This is a genomic window from Alcanivorax hongdengensis A-11-3 (assembly GCF_000300995.1).
Taxonomy (GTDB): domain Bacteria; phylum Pseudomonadota; class Gammaproteobacteria; order Pseudomonadales; family Alcanivoracaceae; genus Alcanivorax; species Alcanivorax hongdengensis.
In genome coordinates, this window is the sequence record NZ_AMRJ01000002.1 from 76,048 (window position 1) to 94,278 (window position 18,231).

Sequence of the window (18,231 nt, forward strand, 5' to 3'; positions counted from 1 at the left end):
TTCAGGGTTTCACCGTCACCCACTGACCGGCACTGCGAGCCTGCTTGCTGCCGTCATACATGGCCTCCACCGTCCAGGCCGGCAGGTAATAGTGGCCGGCAAAGGAGGCATTGAGATCCACCGACAGGCTGATGGACTTGCCCGCTGGCAGGTCAAAGTAGCTGAGCACACGGTCATCGCGCAGGTCCTGATAGGTCACCGGCGGCTGATCCTTGTCATCCTGCTGCTCGGCACTGCCACTGAGCCGGCTACTGGTAATCTGCCAGCCGGAGGGCAGAATCTGGGTCAGCGCGAGATTCTTCAGTTCCCGCCCGGAGGTATTGGTCACCACCACCCGGGCGTGGAAATCCGTGCCCTGGGTCAGGGTGGTCGGGTTAACCGCCTGTCCATTGTCATCGCTGAAACGAGCATTGAGCCGTAGCCCGTCACTGACCGGTTGCTCCTGACCCGGCGGCGGGGTGCCGGTATTGCTGAGGGTGACAAACAGCTTGCGCTCGCTATCGTTGCGTACCGCCACGCCCCGGTAATCGTCCCCCTGAAGGGCCTGCTGATAGACCGGTGAACGGGCCTGCAGGTCCTGCCAGCTCTGCTTGCCATCACGCCAGGCAAAGCGGTACCCCTCGTCGCCCTCCTTGCCGCCGGCATAGCGGGCCATGGCCATCAGGGCCCAGGCCGTGGACTGGGTGCTGTACCAGCGCTCGCTGGCCAGCGAGGCAGCCACATCGTCGGCCAGCTCCCAGGCGCCATTGTCATCCCCGGCGCCCTCCTTCACGGTCAGGCGAATGGCCTGATCACGCAGGCTGGAGCCGTAGGTGTAGCCCGGTGCCTGGTAGGGCACCACTGCCGATTCACCGGCGATCAGCTCGGCGGCCACCGGCGACAGGCCCATCTGCTGATAGGCCGCGGCCAGCAACCAGCGGCCATTGTGATAGCTGGCCCAGCGACCGTAATCCTTGTCTGCCAGGTTAAGCCGCTCACGCAGGCGGTTCATGGCCCCCACCTGCGGCTTGCCGGCCAGTGCCAGGGTGTAGAGCCGGTAGGCCTCGGCGCTCCACTCCCAGGGCCGCTGCCCCAGTGTCTGGGTGCGGCGGATCTGATAACGCTGCCAGTCCTCCAGCATCTGTGCCGGTACCGCATACCCCAGGCGGCGAGCCTCCAGCAGGAAATGCCCGGCATAGCTGGTACCCCAGTCACTGGCGCTGGCCAGGCCCGGCCAGTAACTGAAGCCGCCATCGGTGAGCTGGAAGTGACGCAGACGCGCAATACCGGCTTCCACGTTCTTTTGCAGCGTCTGCTGCTGCTCGTCACTGAGGTTGACCAGCTGGGGCAAATACAACTGTGGCAGCACCGCAGAGGTGGTCTGCTCAATGCAGCCATGGGGATAGTTGAGCAGGTAGTTGAGCCGCCGTTCCAGCCCCATGGCCGGCAGGGTACTGACCGTCAGGGTGCCGGCATTGGTGCCGGGCAAACCGTGCGGCATGAACTGGCCGGCCCAGGTTTCCCCCGCCTGCAACACATGACGCTGCTCCCGGGTAGTGGGTGGGTTGGCGGCACGGACCGGCAGGGTCACGGTTTCCGTGGCCTGCTGGTCGCCGGCACGGGCGGTGACGGTCACCTGGCCCTTGCCCACCTGCTTGTTGGCGTGCAGGCGCAGCATCGCTATCTGATCCCCGCTGCCGTCAAAGTGCAGCGTGGCACTGCCCTGCTCCACCGTGAACAGAGCATCGTCGGCCTTCACCGACAGGTTGACCGTTTTCAGGTTGTCATCGGTGACGAACACGGTCACCGGCAGGGCCACGCTCTCCCCTGGCCCCATGACCCGGGGCAGTGTACTCAGCAGGGTCAAGGGCTGGGTCACGGTGACATCCTGGCTGGCCTTGCCATAGGCACTATCGGTGCCGGCCACCACCATCACCCGCACCTGCCCCATGTAGGCCGGCAAGGTGATGCTGTGATGGGCGGTTTCGTTGTCATCCAGCTGGAAAGGACCAAGGAATTTCACCACCGGCGGGAAACGCCGGCGCTGCTTTTCGTGCCCGTCTTCCAGTGCATCGGAGCCGCCCAGCGCCAGTAGCTGATCGAGCTCCGCGCCGTAGGCTCCCACTACCATGTCGTATAGATCCCAGGTGAGCACGCCCAGGGCCTCACGCTTGTAGAAGGCATCATGGGGGTCCGGGGTACGGAAGTTGGTGAGCCCCAGCAGCCCCTCGTCCACCACCGCCAGGGTGTAGGTCATGGCATGCCCTTGCTTCTCGCTCACCGCCACACTGAAAGTCTGGCCGGGCTTGACCTGCTCGGGCGCCTTTATCTGCGGCGTCAGCCGGGTGGCCGGGTCGTCCACCAGCAACGGCACCACGCCATAGAGGCGGATGGGCCGGTCATTGTCACGCTGGTGGGGCTGCAGCAGCGCCACGTTCACATAGACATTGGGCGCCATCTCGGCGGTCACCGGGATATCCAGGGTCTGGGCCTGGCCGGTGGCCGGGAGCCAGTAGTGATCCAGCACCCGGCTGCCGGTTTCCAGGCTCACCAGCAGGCGACCACTGGCCACTGACGGCAGTTCGATATGGGCGGTATCACCAACCTGGTAGCGCGGCTTGTCCGCAGACAGGGACAGGCGGGTGGCGGCATCCTGGCTGCCGGCGGCCTGATCCCAGCTCCAGCCCAGATAGACAGTCTGCGCCGTGCAGTGTTGCCCGTCCTGCTCGCAGACCCGAATCAGATGCCGGCCCCAATCATAATCGGCGCCATCCAGCTGCCAGAGTGCATGACCATCCTGATCGGTGGTGACGTGAGCGCGGGTGACCTCTTTGGTGTTCGGGTCACTGATGAAATTGGTGAGCTTGTCGTCGGAGCGATCCCACCACCAGCGCCAGTCGATGCGGTAGACGGTGATATCCAGGGCCCGGTCCGGGTCCGGTTTACCGTCACTGTCCAGGCTGACCAGATCGATGCCGTGTTTTTCATCCCGGGACAGGGAGTCCCCCCAGCCACTTCCCCTGGGCACCTTCATGCCCACCCAGTGGTGATAGGGATAAACCGGCACACTGCGCACCTGGGTGCTGTAATCACCACTGTTTTCAAATACCCGGGTGGTCAGTACTGCACGGACCATGCCGGGCGCCTGCTCCACCGGCACCTGCAAGGGGAAGGAGGCATTGCCACTGGCATCAAGCTGGCCGTCAAAGGCCGTAAAGGGTTCGCTTTTGAGGGCCCGGGTGGGATCGTCAAAGTGGTAGGCCTGATAGCCGTCAAAGGTGGTGGCACGGCCGCTGACGCGCACTTTCACATCGGCCTTGAGACGCGATGCGGTGGCGCCATTGAGCCACTGGGAGAACAGCGTGACCGGCTCGCCCTGGTTGGCATGGAGCCACTCGGGCAGACCCAGCTCGATCTTCAGGCGATTGGGCTTGATCGCCTCCACCCGCACCGGGGTATCGAAATAGCGCTGGCCCAGCCGGGCCACCGCCCGCCAGTTACCGGTGGGGGCCTGCTCATCGGTGTGCAGGGTAAAGGCGTAGAAGTTGCCCACCGGCTTGTCCAGCGTATAGCTCTTGACCTTGTTACCACGCGGATCGAACCAGTCCAGGGTCAGCGGGTGATCATCGGGAATGCGGTGCTGCTTGTCCTGCAGGATGAATGTCAGGTGGATATCGTCACCGGGCCGCCAGACATCCCGCTCGCCATAGAAGAAGCCCTTGAGCCCGTCGCGAACCTGCTCACCACCGGTGTTGAACTGGTTGGTGGGCAGGGCCCGGTTGCGGGCCAGTTTCAGATAGCCCACATCCTTGTCCCGGCTGGCCTGCAGATAATAGGCGGTGCCATCCAGGGTCAGCGTGGCCATACCATCCTTGTCGGTGTGGCCCTCGCCGATGCGTTGCAGCTGATAATTATAGGCCGTCAGCGCCACGCCCTTGAGCGGCTGATTGCCATCCAGAGAGCTGGCCATCACGTAGAGCTGGTTGTTCTGGCCCTGCTTGGCGATCAGGCCCAGATTGGAGGCCAGGAAAGCCCGGGTGCTGCTGGCCAGGTCGTTGTACTGGTAGTAGCTGTCCGAGCAGGGATTGTCCTGCTGGTACCAGCTCAGGTAACCGGCATCGCGGTAATACTGTTGCAGATCCTCATCACCGGGACTCGACTGACCGGGCCCCTCGTAATTGTCCGGCAGGCTCGCCTGGCGCTTGAGCGAATCCGCCGGGCACTGGTAATCGATGGTGCTGCCGTCGATCTTCAGGCTCAGGTGGATCAGGCCATTGGGATGTTTGGTCATCAGCTCGGTCAGGTCCAGCTGGTAGCGCTGCCAGCCCTGCCCGCCCGGCGGCAGCGTCAGGGTTTTCTGCCACAGATAGCGACCGGTGCGAGTATCCATGTCCGCCTCGTCCAGCTCGCTGTTTTGCAGATAGCGCCCCACATTGTCATCGAACACCTGGAAGGCCTGTACCTTGACCGCGTGGACGCCACTGGCCTCGAACGGCACGCTGAGCACCTTGCCGTCGGGCAGGATGGTGCCCTTGCCGACGAAGCGCACGCCGGGCCGGTTAGTCATCAGCGTCACGGTCTTTTCGAAAGGTTCGCTCAGGCGGGCCCCGCTGGCGGCGCGCAGGCCCGCATGCAGGACCAGCGCCACCTCGTCCTCGTCATCACTGGCCGGAAACACGTTCAGGGTGCTGCCATCGACCTGCAGTTTCGGCGCCTTGCCATTGAGCGTGACCAGCCCGCGCAGGTTCTGGTTGCCCTTGAGCGGAGCGGAAAAGTTCACCTCCAGATGGCCCTGGGGATAGCTCACCGCACGCACATTGGTGACCGTGAACGCGGCCAGAGCCGGCACCGGGAAGCGCTGCTCGCCCTGCTGTGCCACCCCCAGCGCATCGCCCTGCCAGTGCAGCACGAACTGGCTGGCCTGGTCACCACGCTGGATGCCGGTCACGGTAAAGCGATGGCTGAGGCCGGTGCTGTCATGCTGCCAGGCCAGCGTCAGGGCCCTTCCCTGCTGCTCGGCACGCACCACCTGCTCCACGGCCTCGGTGGACGCCTGATCACGGGTTTCCAGTTTGCCGGTGAGCACCAGCTGGTCGCCCTGCTGGGCGGCGGGCAACACCGATTCCACCGTCAGGGACAGTTGCTGTTGCATCACTGTCAGGGACAGCGAGGCCGGCGGCAGGCTGTCGTCCACGCCATCCAGCCCTTTCGCATAGAGCAGCAGATTGAGTGCCTGGCCGCGCTCGAAGGGAGCCTGGTGACGGATTTCCAGCCGATCAGTGGCGGTGAAAACCGCCTCCATGGGGTATTCCGGTTGCAGGCGGGCAATGCCGGATAGTGGCTTGTTGAGCTGCCGTTCGCTCACCACCGGGTGGTTGAACCGCACCACCAGCGGCGCCCGGGCACTGGCCAGACCGTCCGGCACGGCGGCCAGGTGGGCCTGCCAGCGCGGGTCCAGGGGGGCCGATTCCGCCTGTTCGGCACGATTGGCCGCGGGTTGGGAGGTATCCTGTGGCGGTGCCTGGTCGTCGCCACAGGCTGCCAGCATCAAAAAGAGAATCGCGCTGAAAAAGAGGGGAAGTCCCCGGTTCTTATATGATTTCTGGCCCATGCCACCCATCCCTGAACGCTGATGAAAACGAACGCCAACCCTAGCACAGCGACATGTCTTTACCGGACACAGTCCCCATTGCAAGCGAAATTATCTGCACAAGCGTGCAACAATTGACCAATCAGGCCAACACGCTGGGCGATAAGGCGAATGGGTTGAGAACACTTGTCCACCATAATAGCAGGCGTCGGCAGAGTCCCATCTGTCGGCTCCGGAGTCTGACTCCGTGATAGCTCTCCCGAGCCAAACTATTCACGGCGCCTTTTGGCGCCGTTTTTTTTGCCTGTCAGTGCAGCATGAAGGTGGAATATTCCAGCGCCTCCATCTTGCGCGCCACCAGCCACAGCCCCACCACCACGCACACCGCCAGGGCCAACAGGAAACCGAAGCCGAAGAATTGCGGCCCCAGTTGCAGGCTGATGGCCGTAAACAGCACATTGAGCACCAGGAACAGGCCGGTCAGCAGCACCAGCATGCGGCGCTGATCCAGGTAGCAGAACACATTGATAATGGCCAGGAAGACCACCTGTAACGCGGTGGCCACCAGTTGTACCTTGAGCAGCGGCAGGTAGAGATCGGAAATCCCCAACGACGAGAAGATACCGGCGCCCACCACCATGATCAGCAGGGCGGACAGGGTCTGGATCTTGAGGATCTGAAAAATACCCTGGCGAATGACCTCCACCATCTGGTTGCGCATTTCCTCGATGTAGGCCAGCGAGCCGCCCTCACGCACTGCGTCATAGAAGTTGGTGTAGTACTCCACGAAGTCGGTTTCCATGCGCACCAGAAACACGGCCATGCCGGGAATCAGCGACAGGTAGGCCAGAAACACCGGGATGTCGTAGATCAGCGACGCCCGCAATGGCCCGATCACGCCACTGCCGGTGCCCGAGTCCATCCAGAACATGATCTTGTCGGCCCAGACCCCGGCATTGTAGAGCAGGCCCACCAGCATCAGACTGGGGTACAAATAGCCCCGGCGGAACATGTCGAAAGCCACCAGGCTCTGGGCCGGATAACCGCGCACGATCAGCACCAGCTGACCGGTCAGCAGAGTCACCTGGCCGATCAGAAAACCCAGCAGCAGCCCCTCAAGGTCGAGAAAGCGCAGCAGCAGGGCCGCGCCCACGGTAATGCCGTAACCCAGGGCATAGAGCAGCACGATGGCCCGGTACTGCTTCATGCCCGACAGAAAGATGGTGGCGATCCAGATATTGCTGAGCACCACAAAGCAGGCCACCAGCAAGACCCGGAACAGGATGCTCTGCTCCGGGAACAGGAACAGCGCCACCGGCAATCCGAGGCAGCCGGATACCAGCGTCACCAGCAAGGTGATGCCACCAAAGTTCGGCAGGATCATGTCTTCGCGATGCTCGAAGGAGCGGTCGGCACAGAAGCGGGTAAACGCCAGCTGCAGGACACCGGTGAGAATCAGGCTGGCGGCAATCAGGTAAGTGACCGTCACCTGGAACTGGGTCACCGCCATGTCCGGGATCACCCGGCCCAGACTGAAAAGCCCCACCAGCAGAATGCCGATGATCGACAGCACCCAGGGGCCGGAACTGATGATGCCGGCGTAGCCATAGGCCCGCAGCATACCCAGCAGGGTATCCTTGCGTAGCAGCTTGCGCAGCTCGAAACCGATGCCCGCCATCAGCGTGCCTCCTGCATCAATGTCCGGTACAGACGCCGATAGGCATCAAACATCATTTCCTGGGTGTAGTAGCTTTCCACACGGCGGATACCGGCCTGCTGGGCCCGCTGCCACCAGTCACCGTCGGACAGCAGGCGCACCACTTCGTGGCCCAGGGCTTCCGGGTCGGCAATGCCGACCACGGCCCCGGCGGCGCCCAGCGCCTCATCCTCTTCGCCCAGGCCCTCGATCAGTTGCCGGCAGGAACCCACGTCCGTGGACACCGCCGGCACGCCGGCGGCAAAGCCCTCCAGCAGCACCAGCGGCAACGCCTCACTGATGGAACTGAGCACGATCACGCCGACCTTGGGCAGCAGTTCATCAATTTTCTGAAAGCCCAGGAACTTCACGTTCTTTTCCAGCCCCAGGCTGGCAATCAGGCCATGGCATTCTTTCGCATATTCCGGGTCTTCGTCTTCCGGGCCGGCAATCCAGCCCTGGGCCTCGGGCATGGCGTTGGCCACGGTGCGCATGGCGCGCAGAAAGGTCTTGATGTCCTTGATCGGCACCACCCGGCCGATCAGGCAGGCCACCGGCGGGATGGCATCACCCCGGGCGGCCCTCACCTGCTGCATTCTTGGCAGGTTGATACCGTTGGGAATGTTCATGGTGCGATCCGGCGGCGCGCCATCATCCATCTGCCGCTCCCGGTTGCGCTCGTAGAGCGCCACGATCCTGTCGGACGCCTGGTAACACTCGCGGCCCAGTTCGGTGAAGAAGTTCACCCACTTCTCGCGGAAGTAGGCCATCTCCGCGTTGTTCTTTTCCACCAGACTGCGGTTGTCACGAATCCATTCACTCTGGAACAGATCGATCTTGCGCTCCTTGGTATAGATACCATGTTCGGAAAGCAGCAACGGCTTGCCGGTGCGGCGCTTGAGCATGGCACCCAAAAAGCCGGCATAGCCGGTGGAAATGGTGTGGTAGACCCGTGCCGGAATCAGGTTCTCGGCAATGTCATTAAGCGTCCAGATCGGCGCATGCATGATGCGCACCGTCCAGAAGTAATCCACGAAGGACGGATCACGGCTGTGGGCCCGGTAGTTGTCGGTGATGAAATCCCAACTGGCCCGGCTGTGCAGAAAACTCTGTTCGGACAGTCTGCCCTTGTCGCCCAGCTCGCCCACCATGTCGCTGAACAGCTGGTTACGTTCGGCACTGACTTCACCGCGCTTGATGGCACCGTGAAACCTGGAGACGGTTTCGTACATTTTGCGGTCGCCACGCATGGGCCGCTTCTCCACATTGTGGTCAAAATCATGGAGATAGTGGACTTCCAGGTGCACCACGTTATCCGGCAGTTCGTACTTCATGGCACCGTAGTCCTGCGGCCGGCTGCCGACAAAGCAGCAGGCGAAGGTGTATTCCGGGAAGCCGCGGATAATCTGGTTTACCCAGCTGGACACCCCGCCACTGACGTAGGGAAAAGTACCTTCCAGCAGCAGGCAGATATCGGCTTTATGCGCTCGCGGCAGGCTCATGATCTCTCCAGTACTGCACCGCACGATTCAGCGTGGTGAATTGGCTTTCTTCGTTGATTTCCTGCATCAGCCGCCGGACCAGCGGCAACTGCCGGCGCTCCAGGGCGATTTCCGCCAGCCACGGGTTGACCTGGGCCGACGACAGGCCCAGTCGGCGGGCAAAGGTCAGCGACTGATGCGCCTGGCCATAATCCTCCTGGGCCAGCTGGATGCGCCCGCGCAACAACCACATGCCGGCATCATCCGGGGATTCCATCAGGGCCATGTCACCATAAAAGGCCGCACGCTCCAGGGTCAGATCGCGAATGTCACCACGCACCAGATCCTGGTAATTAAGCTCCCAGTAGAGCTCGGCCAGACGCCGGCTGAGCCGATAACGACGGCTTTCCCTGGCGCGTTCGAGCATCTGCAGAAGGCGGTCGATCTGGCGGGTGATTTCCTTTTCCTTCTGGTCGAGGATGCCGTAGGCCAGCAGCCGCAGATCCTCGAATTCGTCCCCCAGCGTGGCCCGCAGCAGGCGCCCGGTAATACGCGGTGGCATGTCCTTGAGCACCAGCATGCCCTGTACACGCAGGGCATTGGGCACATTCTTGCCGGATAGCAGGCTCTTGAGATCCACCTGGCGAAAGCTCGAACCGGTGGTCACCGATACCGGCGCGAAATAGGGCTTGTCCACCAACCCGAAGGGCTGATCACGGAACACCGCCGGCAACAGAATACCCACCAGCAGCCCCCCCAGAATGGTCAGCAGGCCGATGGCCGGGATAAAAAAGGCAAAGCCGAAAATCAGCAGCCAGGACCATAGCGGCGGGCGGCGAAACCGCAACGGCATGAGACGCCAGGCCCCCAGCGCCAGCAGCACCGAGGCCAGCCCGTGGGACGACAGGTAAAGCGTGAAGGCGATCAGCGATTTGTGCTCGGAAAGCAGCACCAGCATGGCGGTGGCCTCCACCGCCAGCGCATAGATCAGCAGCTTCAGCTCAGACATCCACGGCCCCCAGAATCTCGGCCACCTGCTCCTCCGGCACCCGGTTGTCCAGATAACGATAGAAGAAATTGACGCCGGCCTGGCGCAGACTCATGTAGGCGTAATCGTCTTCCAGCCATTTCTCGATACGTAGCACGAAGCCTTCCAGGCTGGACTCCCCGGTCATCGGCATCATGATCATCAGGGTGCGGTCATTGAGCCACCAGCCCAGGTCCAGACTGCGCAGCCCACGCCCCAATGCATCCAGAATCTGCGAGGCCTGCTCGCTATCATCAGCGACAAACAGGGTCAGGGTGGTTTCCACATTGGCACTCTGGTGCAGGCCGATCAGGGCACTGAGTTCACTGCCGAAGCGGAACGGCATATCCGGCCAGCGCCGCTTGAGCTGTTCCACTTCCACGCCGTAATGCACCACATCCGCATAGAAGCTGAGCAGCACCGCCAGCAATTGCAGGTTTTCCTGGTTGATGGACAGGAACGGCAGGCGCTCGATCACCAGCATGCCGATCATGTCATCACTGCTGTTGGTCACCGGCGCGCAAACCAGATAGTTGCCGTTATAACTGTCCTCCTGCTCACGCAACTGCACGTGGGCCAGGCGCTGGTTCTCCATGGCAAAGGCCAGCAGGCTGTTGTCCCTTTGCAAGGGGCGGTTTTCCCCCAGGGTGGCCACCGGCGTGTCGGCCAGTTTGTCGCCCTCGAGCGCATAAAGGGCACAGCGCTGCAGCTGGCAGTATTCCGCCAGCAGATTGAGCAGATCATCCGCCGCCGGCAGTGCCTGCATGCGCGCCTCCTGCAGCGACAGCTTGCGCAGCCGCTCCAGCGCATCCCGCACGGTATAGGGTTTGACCAGCAGGTTTTCTTCCAGCCGGTCATGGGAGAGACGCAACAGCACATGGCGCTGGGTCAGGCTTTGCATGCGGTCCAGCGCATAACTGGCAGCACTCTCGGCCCGCTTGAGCCGCACCCGCCAGAGATCGGCGAATTCACCGCACACCAGGCTAAGGATAAAGCCCCCCAGCATGATGGTTTCCGGAAACGGCCGGCCGACATAGTAGCCGGACAGTTTCAGCACAAACCAGCTACCCACCATGCACAGGATGGCAAAGACCCCGGCCAGGCTGCCATAACGCAACGCCAGCAGCACCGGCACCAACAGTCCCCAGAGAAAATCGGCATCCAGCAGCAAAGGATCGTCCGGGCGGAACCCTATCCCCAGCAGCAGAGTGAGTGTCACCAGCACCAGGGTTTCAAAGATCGCCACGCCAAAACGCAACTCCGGCGCCACGGCACCGAAAAAACGCTGGCTGATCAGTCGGTGCAACATTAGTCGACAACCGGTGCCAGAATCTTGTCGATCACCCGCTGCCCGGTTTCACTGAGCGACTGCCGGGCCCAGCCGGCGCGGGCACCGGTGCCACTGTAAACGATCTTGCCCGAGGGCATCTCGCGCACCTCGATCATGACGCCCACCGCCGGCTCGCCGTCGACCCCGGTCTTGTAGCGCCACTCATGGACCACACCGCTGACCAGATAACGGCCAGACTGTTTGCTGGCCCACTGCTGCATCTTTTCTCGGCTCTGGGCAGAACTGCCCTCGAACAGCACGCCGTCATCGCCATTGTCGGTGTAGCTGACCACCTGTTTGACGCCATGCTGGTAGAGCACCGCCTCGGTGATGGCCGCCGCCCGCAGCCCGGCCTGGGGCGTGGCCGTGCGGTTCACCAGCGGCAACAGCACCCAGGTGGCGTTGGCATCAAGCTGCACGCCCTCGGTACGGCGGATATGGGTGCTGCATCCGGCGATCAGCACGGCGATCAATAAAGAGACGATGATTCTCATGAACCTTCTCCCTGTTCAGGGTGTTGAAAAAAGCTCGTCGCGTCGTCTTCAAGCTACCTTTACGTCAAAGACCCGTACAGGCAGGCACGAAAATCAAACACCGACAGAGTTTGATTTTGCCGGCATCCCGCAGAACCGCCAGCACGGGCTGTTTTCCAACAGCCCACTAATAATAAAAAACATATTGCAGCCCGAACCGGTAGCTGTCTTCATCACTGCCACCGGTATTGAGCTGACGCTCCATAAACAATTGCCAGGCATCGCGGCCCAACAGCGGGCCTTCCACGGCACCGCGCGCCACCAGGCCATTACCGACCAGACTGTTGTGGCTGTAGCCGGCTTCCAGCCAGCCCTGCAAGCGATGGGGGCGGATATGCACATCCGGATGACCGAGCAGCAATACCAGCTCCTGCTGGCGATAACTTTCCGGCAGCGCGTTCTGAGCAGCGTTAGCGCCCCGGGGCAGCACCTTGAACACCGCAGAGCGGGTAATCTCCGGGCTGAAATCCGCATTGGTGCCAGTCACCCGCAACCCCGGAGAAAAACGCGACAGCCAGGGACGCCAGGTACTCTGCACATTGATGATGCGCCCGTCGCCAAGCGACTGGTCATTGAGATCCTGATAGCTGTAGGCACTGCCTTCCACGCTGCTCTGCCAGGTCGGTGACGGCGACCAGCTCAGTGACAACTGCGGGCCACTGCGCGAGGCGCCCAGTATCAGCAGGGAATTTTCATCCGCCGGCATGTTCCAGTTGTAATCCAGCCCCGCGGACCAGCGCGCCAGGGGCGATGCGGTCAGGGAAAGCCGGGCCATGGTTTGTTGCTTATTCATGATGTCGCGCTGACCCACATACAACTGCTGGCTAGAACGCTCCCGGTCGTGGGCAAAAATCAGTCCGGCCCGGCGCTCCAGATCGTTGACCAGCAGCTGCTGGTAATCGTCGGCCTGGAAGCGATTTCGCACCAGATCCAGCGACAGATGACTGTGATCGCTCACTGCCCAGCGCTGTTCAAGGCGGGAATGCATGGTATCCAGCGGCCCCTGGCGGTACTTGTCCGTGACCAGCCGGGTGGCGGTTTCCGCCGGCAGCAACAGGCTTTCCTGCTGATTGTTGGCGCCGGCCAGCTCTGGCGCATCCGTCTGCTGTTGTGCCAGCAGCTGCGCCGCCCGCCGCGGCTCATCCAGCATCACCCAGGATTCGATTCTCTCGCCCTCGGTGAGATCCGCGCCCTTGTCTGTTACCAGCTGGCCAATGCGGTCGATATCATTGGCCATCATGGCATTGGCCAGGGCGGTGCCGGCGGCCCATGAACGCCCTGCCCGTTTCTGTTTCAGATACCAGGCCCGTGCCAGTTCCGGCGCATCTTGCCCCTGGGCCCACTGTCCAACCAGGGCGGCCTTGTCCGCCTCGGACAGGTCGCTGTCCGCCAGCGTCTCGCGGACCTGTTGCAGCGATGCATCACCACTATCAAAGCGCAGTGACAGGGCCAGCTTCATATCCTGGTAGAACGCGGCCTGGTCGGCGGAAACCGCAATAGGCAGTTGCTGCCAGAGCCGGTAAAGAATCGGCCAGGCCTGCTGATCGCGGCCGGCCGCCAACAGCGCCTGGCCATAGGCCCACTGGCGACGCCATTGATCCGGGCTTTCCTGGTACAGACGTCGTTCGTAGCGCAGGGCCGTTTCCGGTTGATCCAGCGCCATGTGAGCGGCGGCCAGCACCTCCCAGTAACGCCGATCCATGCGACTGGCGGGTTCCCAACGTTGCAGCGTGGCCTGCAACCGCCGGCGGTCGTTGCTGTCGATCAGCAGCCAGAGCCAGGCGATGCGGGTCTCGCGATCCGCCGGGGCCAGATGCAGGGCTTTTTCCAGCGCCCGCCGGGCCCGAACGGTGTCGCCGCGACGTTGCAACATGCCGGCATAGAGGCGCAGGAATTCCGGCTGTTTCTCCAGCCGGGCACGCTGCTCCGGGCTGAGCCCGGCGACAAAGTCCTCCATGGCCTGCCACTGTTTGCCATCCTGCATGCTGTAGAGCGCACTAACGGCAAAATCCGGGTTACCACTGCGCTGCCAGGCCCGCTCCATTAACGTGGCCAGGTTGTCCGGTTTGAAATAGCGGGTGATCACCAGGTACTGATAGAGGTCATTGAGCTGGTCATCATCATGATCCACCAGCTGCTGATAGCTACTCGCCGCCACCGGCCAGTCACCCAGCTCCGACGCCATCACCGCACGCAGGCGCACCAGATCGGCCCGGTAATCCAGTGTCTCCATATCCGCACGCAATTCGCGGTAGGCCTGCTCGCGCTGGCCCTGAATCCAGAGCAGCTGCGCCGACTGCAAGGCCATGTCCGGCTGGGCTCCGTAGCGATCCATGTAGGCACGCAGGTAATGGTGCGCCTGCAGGTCCTTGCGCTGGTGCAGGCTGAGGCGCTGCAAGGCAAGCAGCACCGCCCTGCCCGGATAACGCTGGTACCAGTCATGCAGGAAGTCGACACCCTGATCCGGCTTGCCGAGCAACTCATACTGCTCGGCGATGGTATCAATCAGTTTTTCATCACGGGGGCTGCCACGCAGCAGCCGTTGATAAACCGTCAGCGCCAGGGTGTCGTTATAGGTCAGCGGCGCCAGGGCCAGCACTTCTTTCCAGGCCTGCGGGTCATCAGTGAGTTCGGCCACCCGGCGCCAGCCTTCCAGCGCCGCCTCGGTATCCCCCTGCCACAGGCATACCTGGGCGTAACGGCGCCACCAGTCGGCATCGTCATGGCGCCAGTAAAGGGCGCTCTCGGCCACCTGGCGTGCGCGCTGCAAATTACCGGCGCCCACAAAGACCGCATAGCTGCGCTCGTAATAGGGCGCCACATAGGGGCGCGGCGGCTCGCTCTGGGCATGGGCCACCGACACGCCGAAAAGCAGAGCGACCAGGGAACGACGTATCATGACGGCGGCCCCCCGGCGGGAAACCGCGTCATGTGCATCAGCAGCAAGGCGTAGTGCTGGGCCCGTTGCAGATCTCCACCGGCCTGGGCCAGCTTTAACAGACGGAACAACACCTCGTCATCATGGTAGAAAATGCGTTCGCGGGTGGCGGCAAGCACCAATGCATGGTGGTGCAGCCCGCCGGCTTCCAGGGTGTCCATGGCATCCAGGAAATATTGTTTGCGCAGGGCATAAATGGCGCGGGCATCCATGGCCTTGATGTATTCATCGCCGGCTTGGCGGTAACGGCCATTGGCCAGCAACAGACGGGCACTGCGGGCATACCACTGTTCCGGGTGCTCATCGCTTTCGGCAATGCCGTCGAACATCGTCACCGCCAGATTCAGTTCACCGAGCAACAGGGCCATTTCGCCGTACTGCGCCCGCTGCGCCTTGTCGAGCTGGGCCGTATCCACCTGGCGCAGTGCGGTCACCGCAGCATAATTGAGCATGGTGCCGTCACGCTGCTCCGGCTGCAGCGCCATCAGGCGCTGAAAATCCCGGCGCAGTTCCAGCCAGACAATGGCATTGTCGTAGACGCCACCGGCATGGCGGCTGATGTAGCGGATCTGGTTTTGCGCGGCACTGAACCGGCCATAGTTGATCAGCTCGTTGGCCAGCAGCAAACGCAGCTGGTAATCGTCGGGCTTGGCTTTCAGCCAGGCCTGCATATAGCTGAGCGACACCGCATCCAGCCGGGCATTGCGCAGTGACGATGACAGATCCCGGGGAAAGACCAGCCAGCACACCACCACGATCATCAGCAGCAGTGTCAGCAGCTCCGCCCCGCGGATGACCCGCTGGCGCTCACTGCGAACATTGTAGCCGTAGCTCGTTGAGCCCACGTGCACTGCTCCTGTAATGGAAAATATCACCCTGACGACGGGCCGGGGTCAGGATCTTGCCGTCATGGCTGAGCCGGCAGCCGGTGGCATTGGCCAGGGCAAAACGCAATGGCGCCCTGGCATGCAGGGAGAAGACCAGGTTTTTACCCTGCCGCTGGAAGGCCGTCAGGCGACCATTGGCCTGCTGCAAATAGGCCTCATGGGTGGTGCCGGCCTGCCAGCGGGCCTGGCCGCCGGTCATGTGCAGATAGCGCCCGGGGCCATCGGTGCGGTAACCGGCCAGCCCCTGGCTGGTATCCAGATTCGGCAGCGGCATGCCGGCGGGCAAGCGCAGGGTGCGCAGCTGACCATTGCCGTGCACCTGCCACTGATCGCCTTCACGGCTGATCACCATGTCATTGAAGTCGAGCACCTTGCGTACATACTCCGAGGCAAACACCGGAAACAATGGCTGGCCGGTGGCCCAGTCGAGTACCCGCCGCAGCGATTCCAGCGAGGCATTCTTGCTGGCGATGTAGGTATGGAAGTAGACGTCCACCGGCTTGAAACGAATCGGCGTTTCGGTCATTTCAAAGGTCTGGATGACCCGCTCGAATCCGTAAAAGGGGCCGTGCCATTCGTGGGTATAAACGTTCTCGTTCTGGTTGGGCGCATAGACCTGATACTCATCACCCTTGGGCACACCGATGCCCTTGACCAGAGTCCAGGTCGGCGTGCTGCGGGTAATGGTGGTATCGCTGCCATTCATGTTCAGCAGGCCGGCCTCGCGAGCCGCCTTCAAGGCTTCCGGAGTGGGGATGGTGTCACCGCTCCAAAGCACCATGGTGGTCTTTTCGCCCCCCTGCAGCAGGCGCCGGTTGATGTAGTTGGCGGAGCCGGCCACTTCCCGGACCGGGTCCATGCTGTAGTCAGGTATCGGTAGACGAAGCAACCCTTCCGAGCCGCTGAGCTCGCGGGGATGGGCCTGGGATTCATACCAGTAGAAGGGGTGCGAGTAGGTGTGGGTGGCCGCCTCCACGTTGGGCAGGGCATACATGTCCCGGGCGATGGCTTCCAGCTCGTCGGAGCGTTTGGGGTAAAGGCCGTCCGGGGCGATTTCCCCTTCGATAATGGAGACCGTGAAAGGCACGTCATATTTCTTGAAGATTTCATTCACCATCACCCGGGCATCGGCGATGCCGCGATAGCCCTGCACTTCTGCCAGGCTGGGGAAGCCGTCACCATCCATGTGCGAAAAGAACAACCGTCGACCGTTTTCGGTGGTCACATCCGGGATCGGCATGGCCGGCAACTGCAACGCCTGGTGAATAAAATCCAGCGGCTGAATCATCCAGCGGTCGTAGTCACCGCCACTGATACCGGGCAGCGCCGAGCGAATCACAAAGGGGGTAAAGGCGTAGCCGCCCCAGGGCGTCATCGCCACCGGCGTATAGCGGTTGCCATCGGCGCTAACCTGCAGCCAGGGGGTGGCATCATCGGTGTCCAGGGGTACGGCCAGATTGATCAGCTTGGGTAGCGGCGATTCGAAGCCCACCTCCTTGCTGGCCCGGGTGACCACCGGCAGTGAACGGGGCATGGGCAGATCGTGAAACCCGAAGGCCTTGCCGTAGGGCCCCTGCGGGTCCACTGCGGGGTAACCCAGCATGGCAATGGGCACACCGGCCTCTTTCTGGCGCACCAGCCATTGCTCGAAAGCGTCGCTGGTTTGCTCCGCCTCCTCCATCCAGACCACGATACCGGCGTAACGGCCGGTCAGCGTGCCCTCGGGCATGGCGGCATCCACCGAGCGGATATCCGGAATCAGCCCCTGAAACTGCACCGGCATCAGACCATAGCGCACCAGATCCGTCAGCTCCCAGAGTTTTTCCGTGGAGCCGCCGTAGATCATCAGCACCTTGCGCGGCATCACCTCACGCACGCCCAGTCCCAGGCTGTCGAGCTCCGGGTTGGTCACCCAGGGAATCACCCCGTCAGCGGCAATCTTGGCAGCGATATCCCGGGCCTGCTGGCGCTGCGCCGGCGGCGCATAATCGATGGCAATGGTGTCGATACCATAGCCATCACGCACCTGCTGGAACTGACCGAGCAGCCACTGGCGATCTTCCGCAGGGACCGACTGATAACGTTCCTTGTCCGGCAGCCAGCGCTGGTACAGTGACTCGGCGGCCACCGCATCCACCTGATCGGCCACGTCGGGCAGTAACTCAAAGCCCCGATTGAGAATCAGCCGGGCCTTGGGATAGCGCTGGCCGATGGCCTTGATCAGCGCCACCAGCCCCTGGCGCTGCTTCTGGCGCCCGGCGTCATCGCTCACCGCCAGCTGATAGCTGTCCAGGGTATCCAGGAAAAAACCGCGGTAGCCCTTCTGCCAGAGCGGTGCAATCACATGGTCGAGGAAATAGCGGCGCAATGCCGGGTTGGACTGATCCAGAATCCGCGATTGCCAGGCCGGGTTACTGCCCAGCAGCCACTCGGGCTTGATACCGGGGAAATAGGGGCGGCTGTCGAGCACCTCGCCGGTACTGACATAGGCATAATAGCGATGACCATCCGCCGGCGGCCGATCCGCCTGGTCAGGTTCCACCACCGGATAGTCGTAGACCGACAGACTGTGCCAGGGGATATCCGGGCCGTAATAAAAGGCGGCAGCTTTTGCGCGAATGTCAGCAATAACGGCAGCAGGCAGTATCAGTAATGCCCATAAAAGAACCGTTGCCCCGAATTTCATAAATGATGGTGCCTTTGTTCGTGTATGCCTGTCTGAATGCTGAGCAGGGCTTACCTGATAGACAGGATATGAAATTGCACGACA

General features: G+C 62.3%; 9 protein-coding genes. All 9 read right to left on the reverse strand.

Annotation, left to right across the window (positions count from 1 at the left end):
* Position 1: 1 nt before the first annotated feature.
* The 9 genes from A11A3_RS01975 to A11A3_RS02015 all read right to left on the reverse strand — a co-directional run bounded on the left by A11A3_RS01975 (position 2) and on the right by A11A3_RS02015 (position 18,147).
* The gene (locus A11A3_RS01975; protein ID WP_237738811.1) at positions 2-5,527 is read right to left on the reverse strand and encodes an alpha-2-macroglobulin family protein; all 5,526 of its coding nucleotides are present in this window, start codon (positions 5,525-5,527) and stop codon (positions 2-4) included.
* Positions 5,528-5,876: 349 nt separating this feature from the next.
* A complete protein-coding gene (gene pelG / locus A11A3_RS01980; RefSeq protein ID WP_008927586.1) occupies positions 5,877-7,247 on the reverse strand; it encodes an exopolysaccharide Pel transporter PelG in 1,371 nt (456 codons plus the stop codon).
* Positions 7,247-8,767: a GT4 family glycosyltransferase PelF gene (gene pelF, locus A11A3_RS01985; RefSeq protein WP_008927587.1), complete on the reverse strand. Its 1,521-nt coding sequence runs from the start codon at positions 8,765-8,767 to the stop codon at positions 7,247-7,249. The genes pelG and pelF overlap by 1 nt, the downstream gene beginning before the upstream one ends.
* Entirely contained in the window at positions 8,745-9,755 is a 1,011-nt protein-coding gene (locus A11A3_RS01990; protein ID WP_008927588.1) for a hypothetical protein, read from the reverse strand. Before A11A3_RS01990 ends, pelF begins: the two co-directional genes overlap by 23 nt.
* A complete protein-coding gene (locus A11A3_RS01995) occupies positions 9,748-11,082 on the reverse strand; it encodes a PelD GGDEF domain-containing protein (protein WP_008927589.1) in 1,335 nt (444 codons plus the stop codon). Before A11A3_RS01995 ends, A11A3_RS01990 begins: the two co-directional genes overlap by 8 nt.
* On the reverse strand, positions 11,082-11,597 hold the full coding sequence (locus A11A3_RS02000; protein ID WP_008927590.1) for a hypothetical protein: 516 nt from the start codon (positions 11,595-11,597) through the stop codon (positions 11,082-11,084). The genes A11A3_RS01995 and A11A3_RS02000 overlap by 1 nt, the downstream gene beginning before the upstream one ends.
* A gap of 166 nt (positions 11,598-11,763) precedes the next feature.
* Positions 11,764-14,535: a tetratricopeptide repeat protein gene (locus A11A3_RS02005; protein WP_040296602.1), complete on the reverse strand. Its 2,772-nt coding sequence runs from the start codon at positions 14,533-14,535 to the stop codon at positions 11,764-11,766.
* Positions 14,532-15,419, reverse strand: coding sequence for a hypothetical protein (locus A11A3_RS02010; RefSeq protein WP_040296603.1), 888 nt, complete (start codon positions 15,417-15,419; stop codon positions 14,532-14,534). The genes A11A3_RS02005 and A11A3_RS02010 overlap by 4 nt, the downstream gene beginning before the upstream one ends.
* Complete coding sequence (locus A11A3_RS02015) at positions 15,382-18,147, reverse strand: bifunctional glycoside hydrolase/polysaccharide deacetylase family protein (RefSeq protein ID WP_008927591.1); 2,766 nt, start codon at positions 18,145-18,147, stop codon at positions 15,382-15,384. Before A11A3_RS02015 ends, A11A3_RS02010 begins: the two co-directional genes overlap by 38 nt.
* Between the last annotated feature and the right edge of the window lie 84 nt (positions 18,148-18,231).

What these genes read in the sequence shown, in the direction of transcription:
- A11A3_RS01975 (WP_237738811.1), bottom strand. Translation starts at nt 5,527, where the DNA reads ATGCTGGCAGCCTGTGGCGACGACCAGGCACCGCCACAGGATACCTCC.
- pelG (WP_008927586.1), bottom strand. Translation starts at nt 7,247, where the DNA reads ATGGCGGGCATCGGTTTCGAGCTGCGCAAGCTGCTACGCAAGGATACC.
- pelF (WP_008927587.1), bottom strand. Translation starts at nt 8,767, where the DNA reads ATGAGCCTGCCGCGAGCGCATAAAGCCGATATCTGCCTGCTGCTGGAA.
- A11A3_RS01990 (WP_008927588.1), bottom strand. Translation starts at nt 9,755, where the DNA reads ATGTCTGAGCTGAAGCTGCTGATCTATGCGCTGGCGGTGGAGGCCACC.
- A11A3_RS01995 (WP_008927589.1), bottom strand. Translation starts at nt 11,082, where the DNA reads ATGTTGCACCGACTGATCAGCCAGCGTTTTTTCGGTGCCGTGGCGCCG.
- A11A3_RS02000 (WP_008927590.1), bottom strand. Translation starts at nt 11,597, where the DNA reads ATGAGAATCATCGTCTCTTTATTGATCGCCGTGCTGATCGCCGGATGC.
- A11A3_RS02005 (WP_040296602.1), bottom strand. Translation starts at nt 14,535, where the DNA reads ATGATACGTCGTTCCCTGGTCGCTCTGCTTTTCGGCGTGTCGGTGGCC.
- A11A3_RS02015 (WP_008927591.1), bottom strand. Translation starts at nt 18,147, where the DNA reads ATGAAATTCGGGGCAACGGTTCTTTTATGGGCATTACTGATACTGCCT.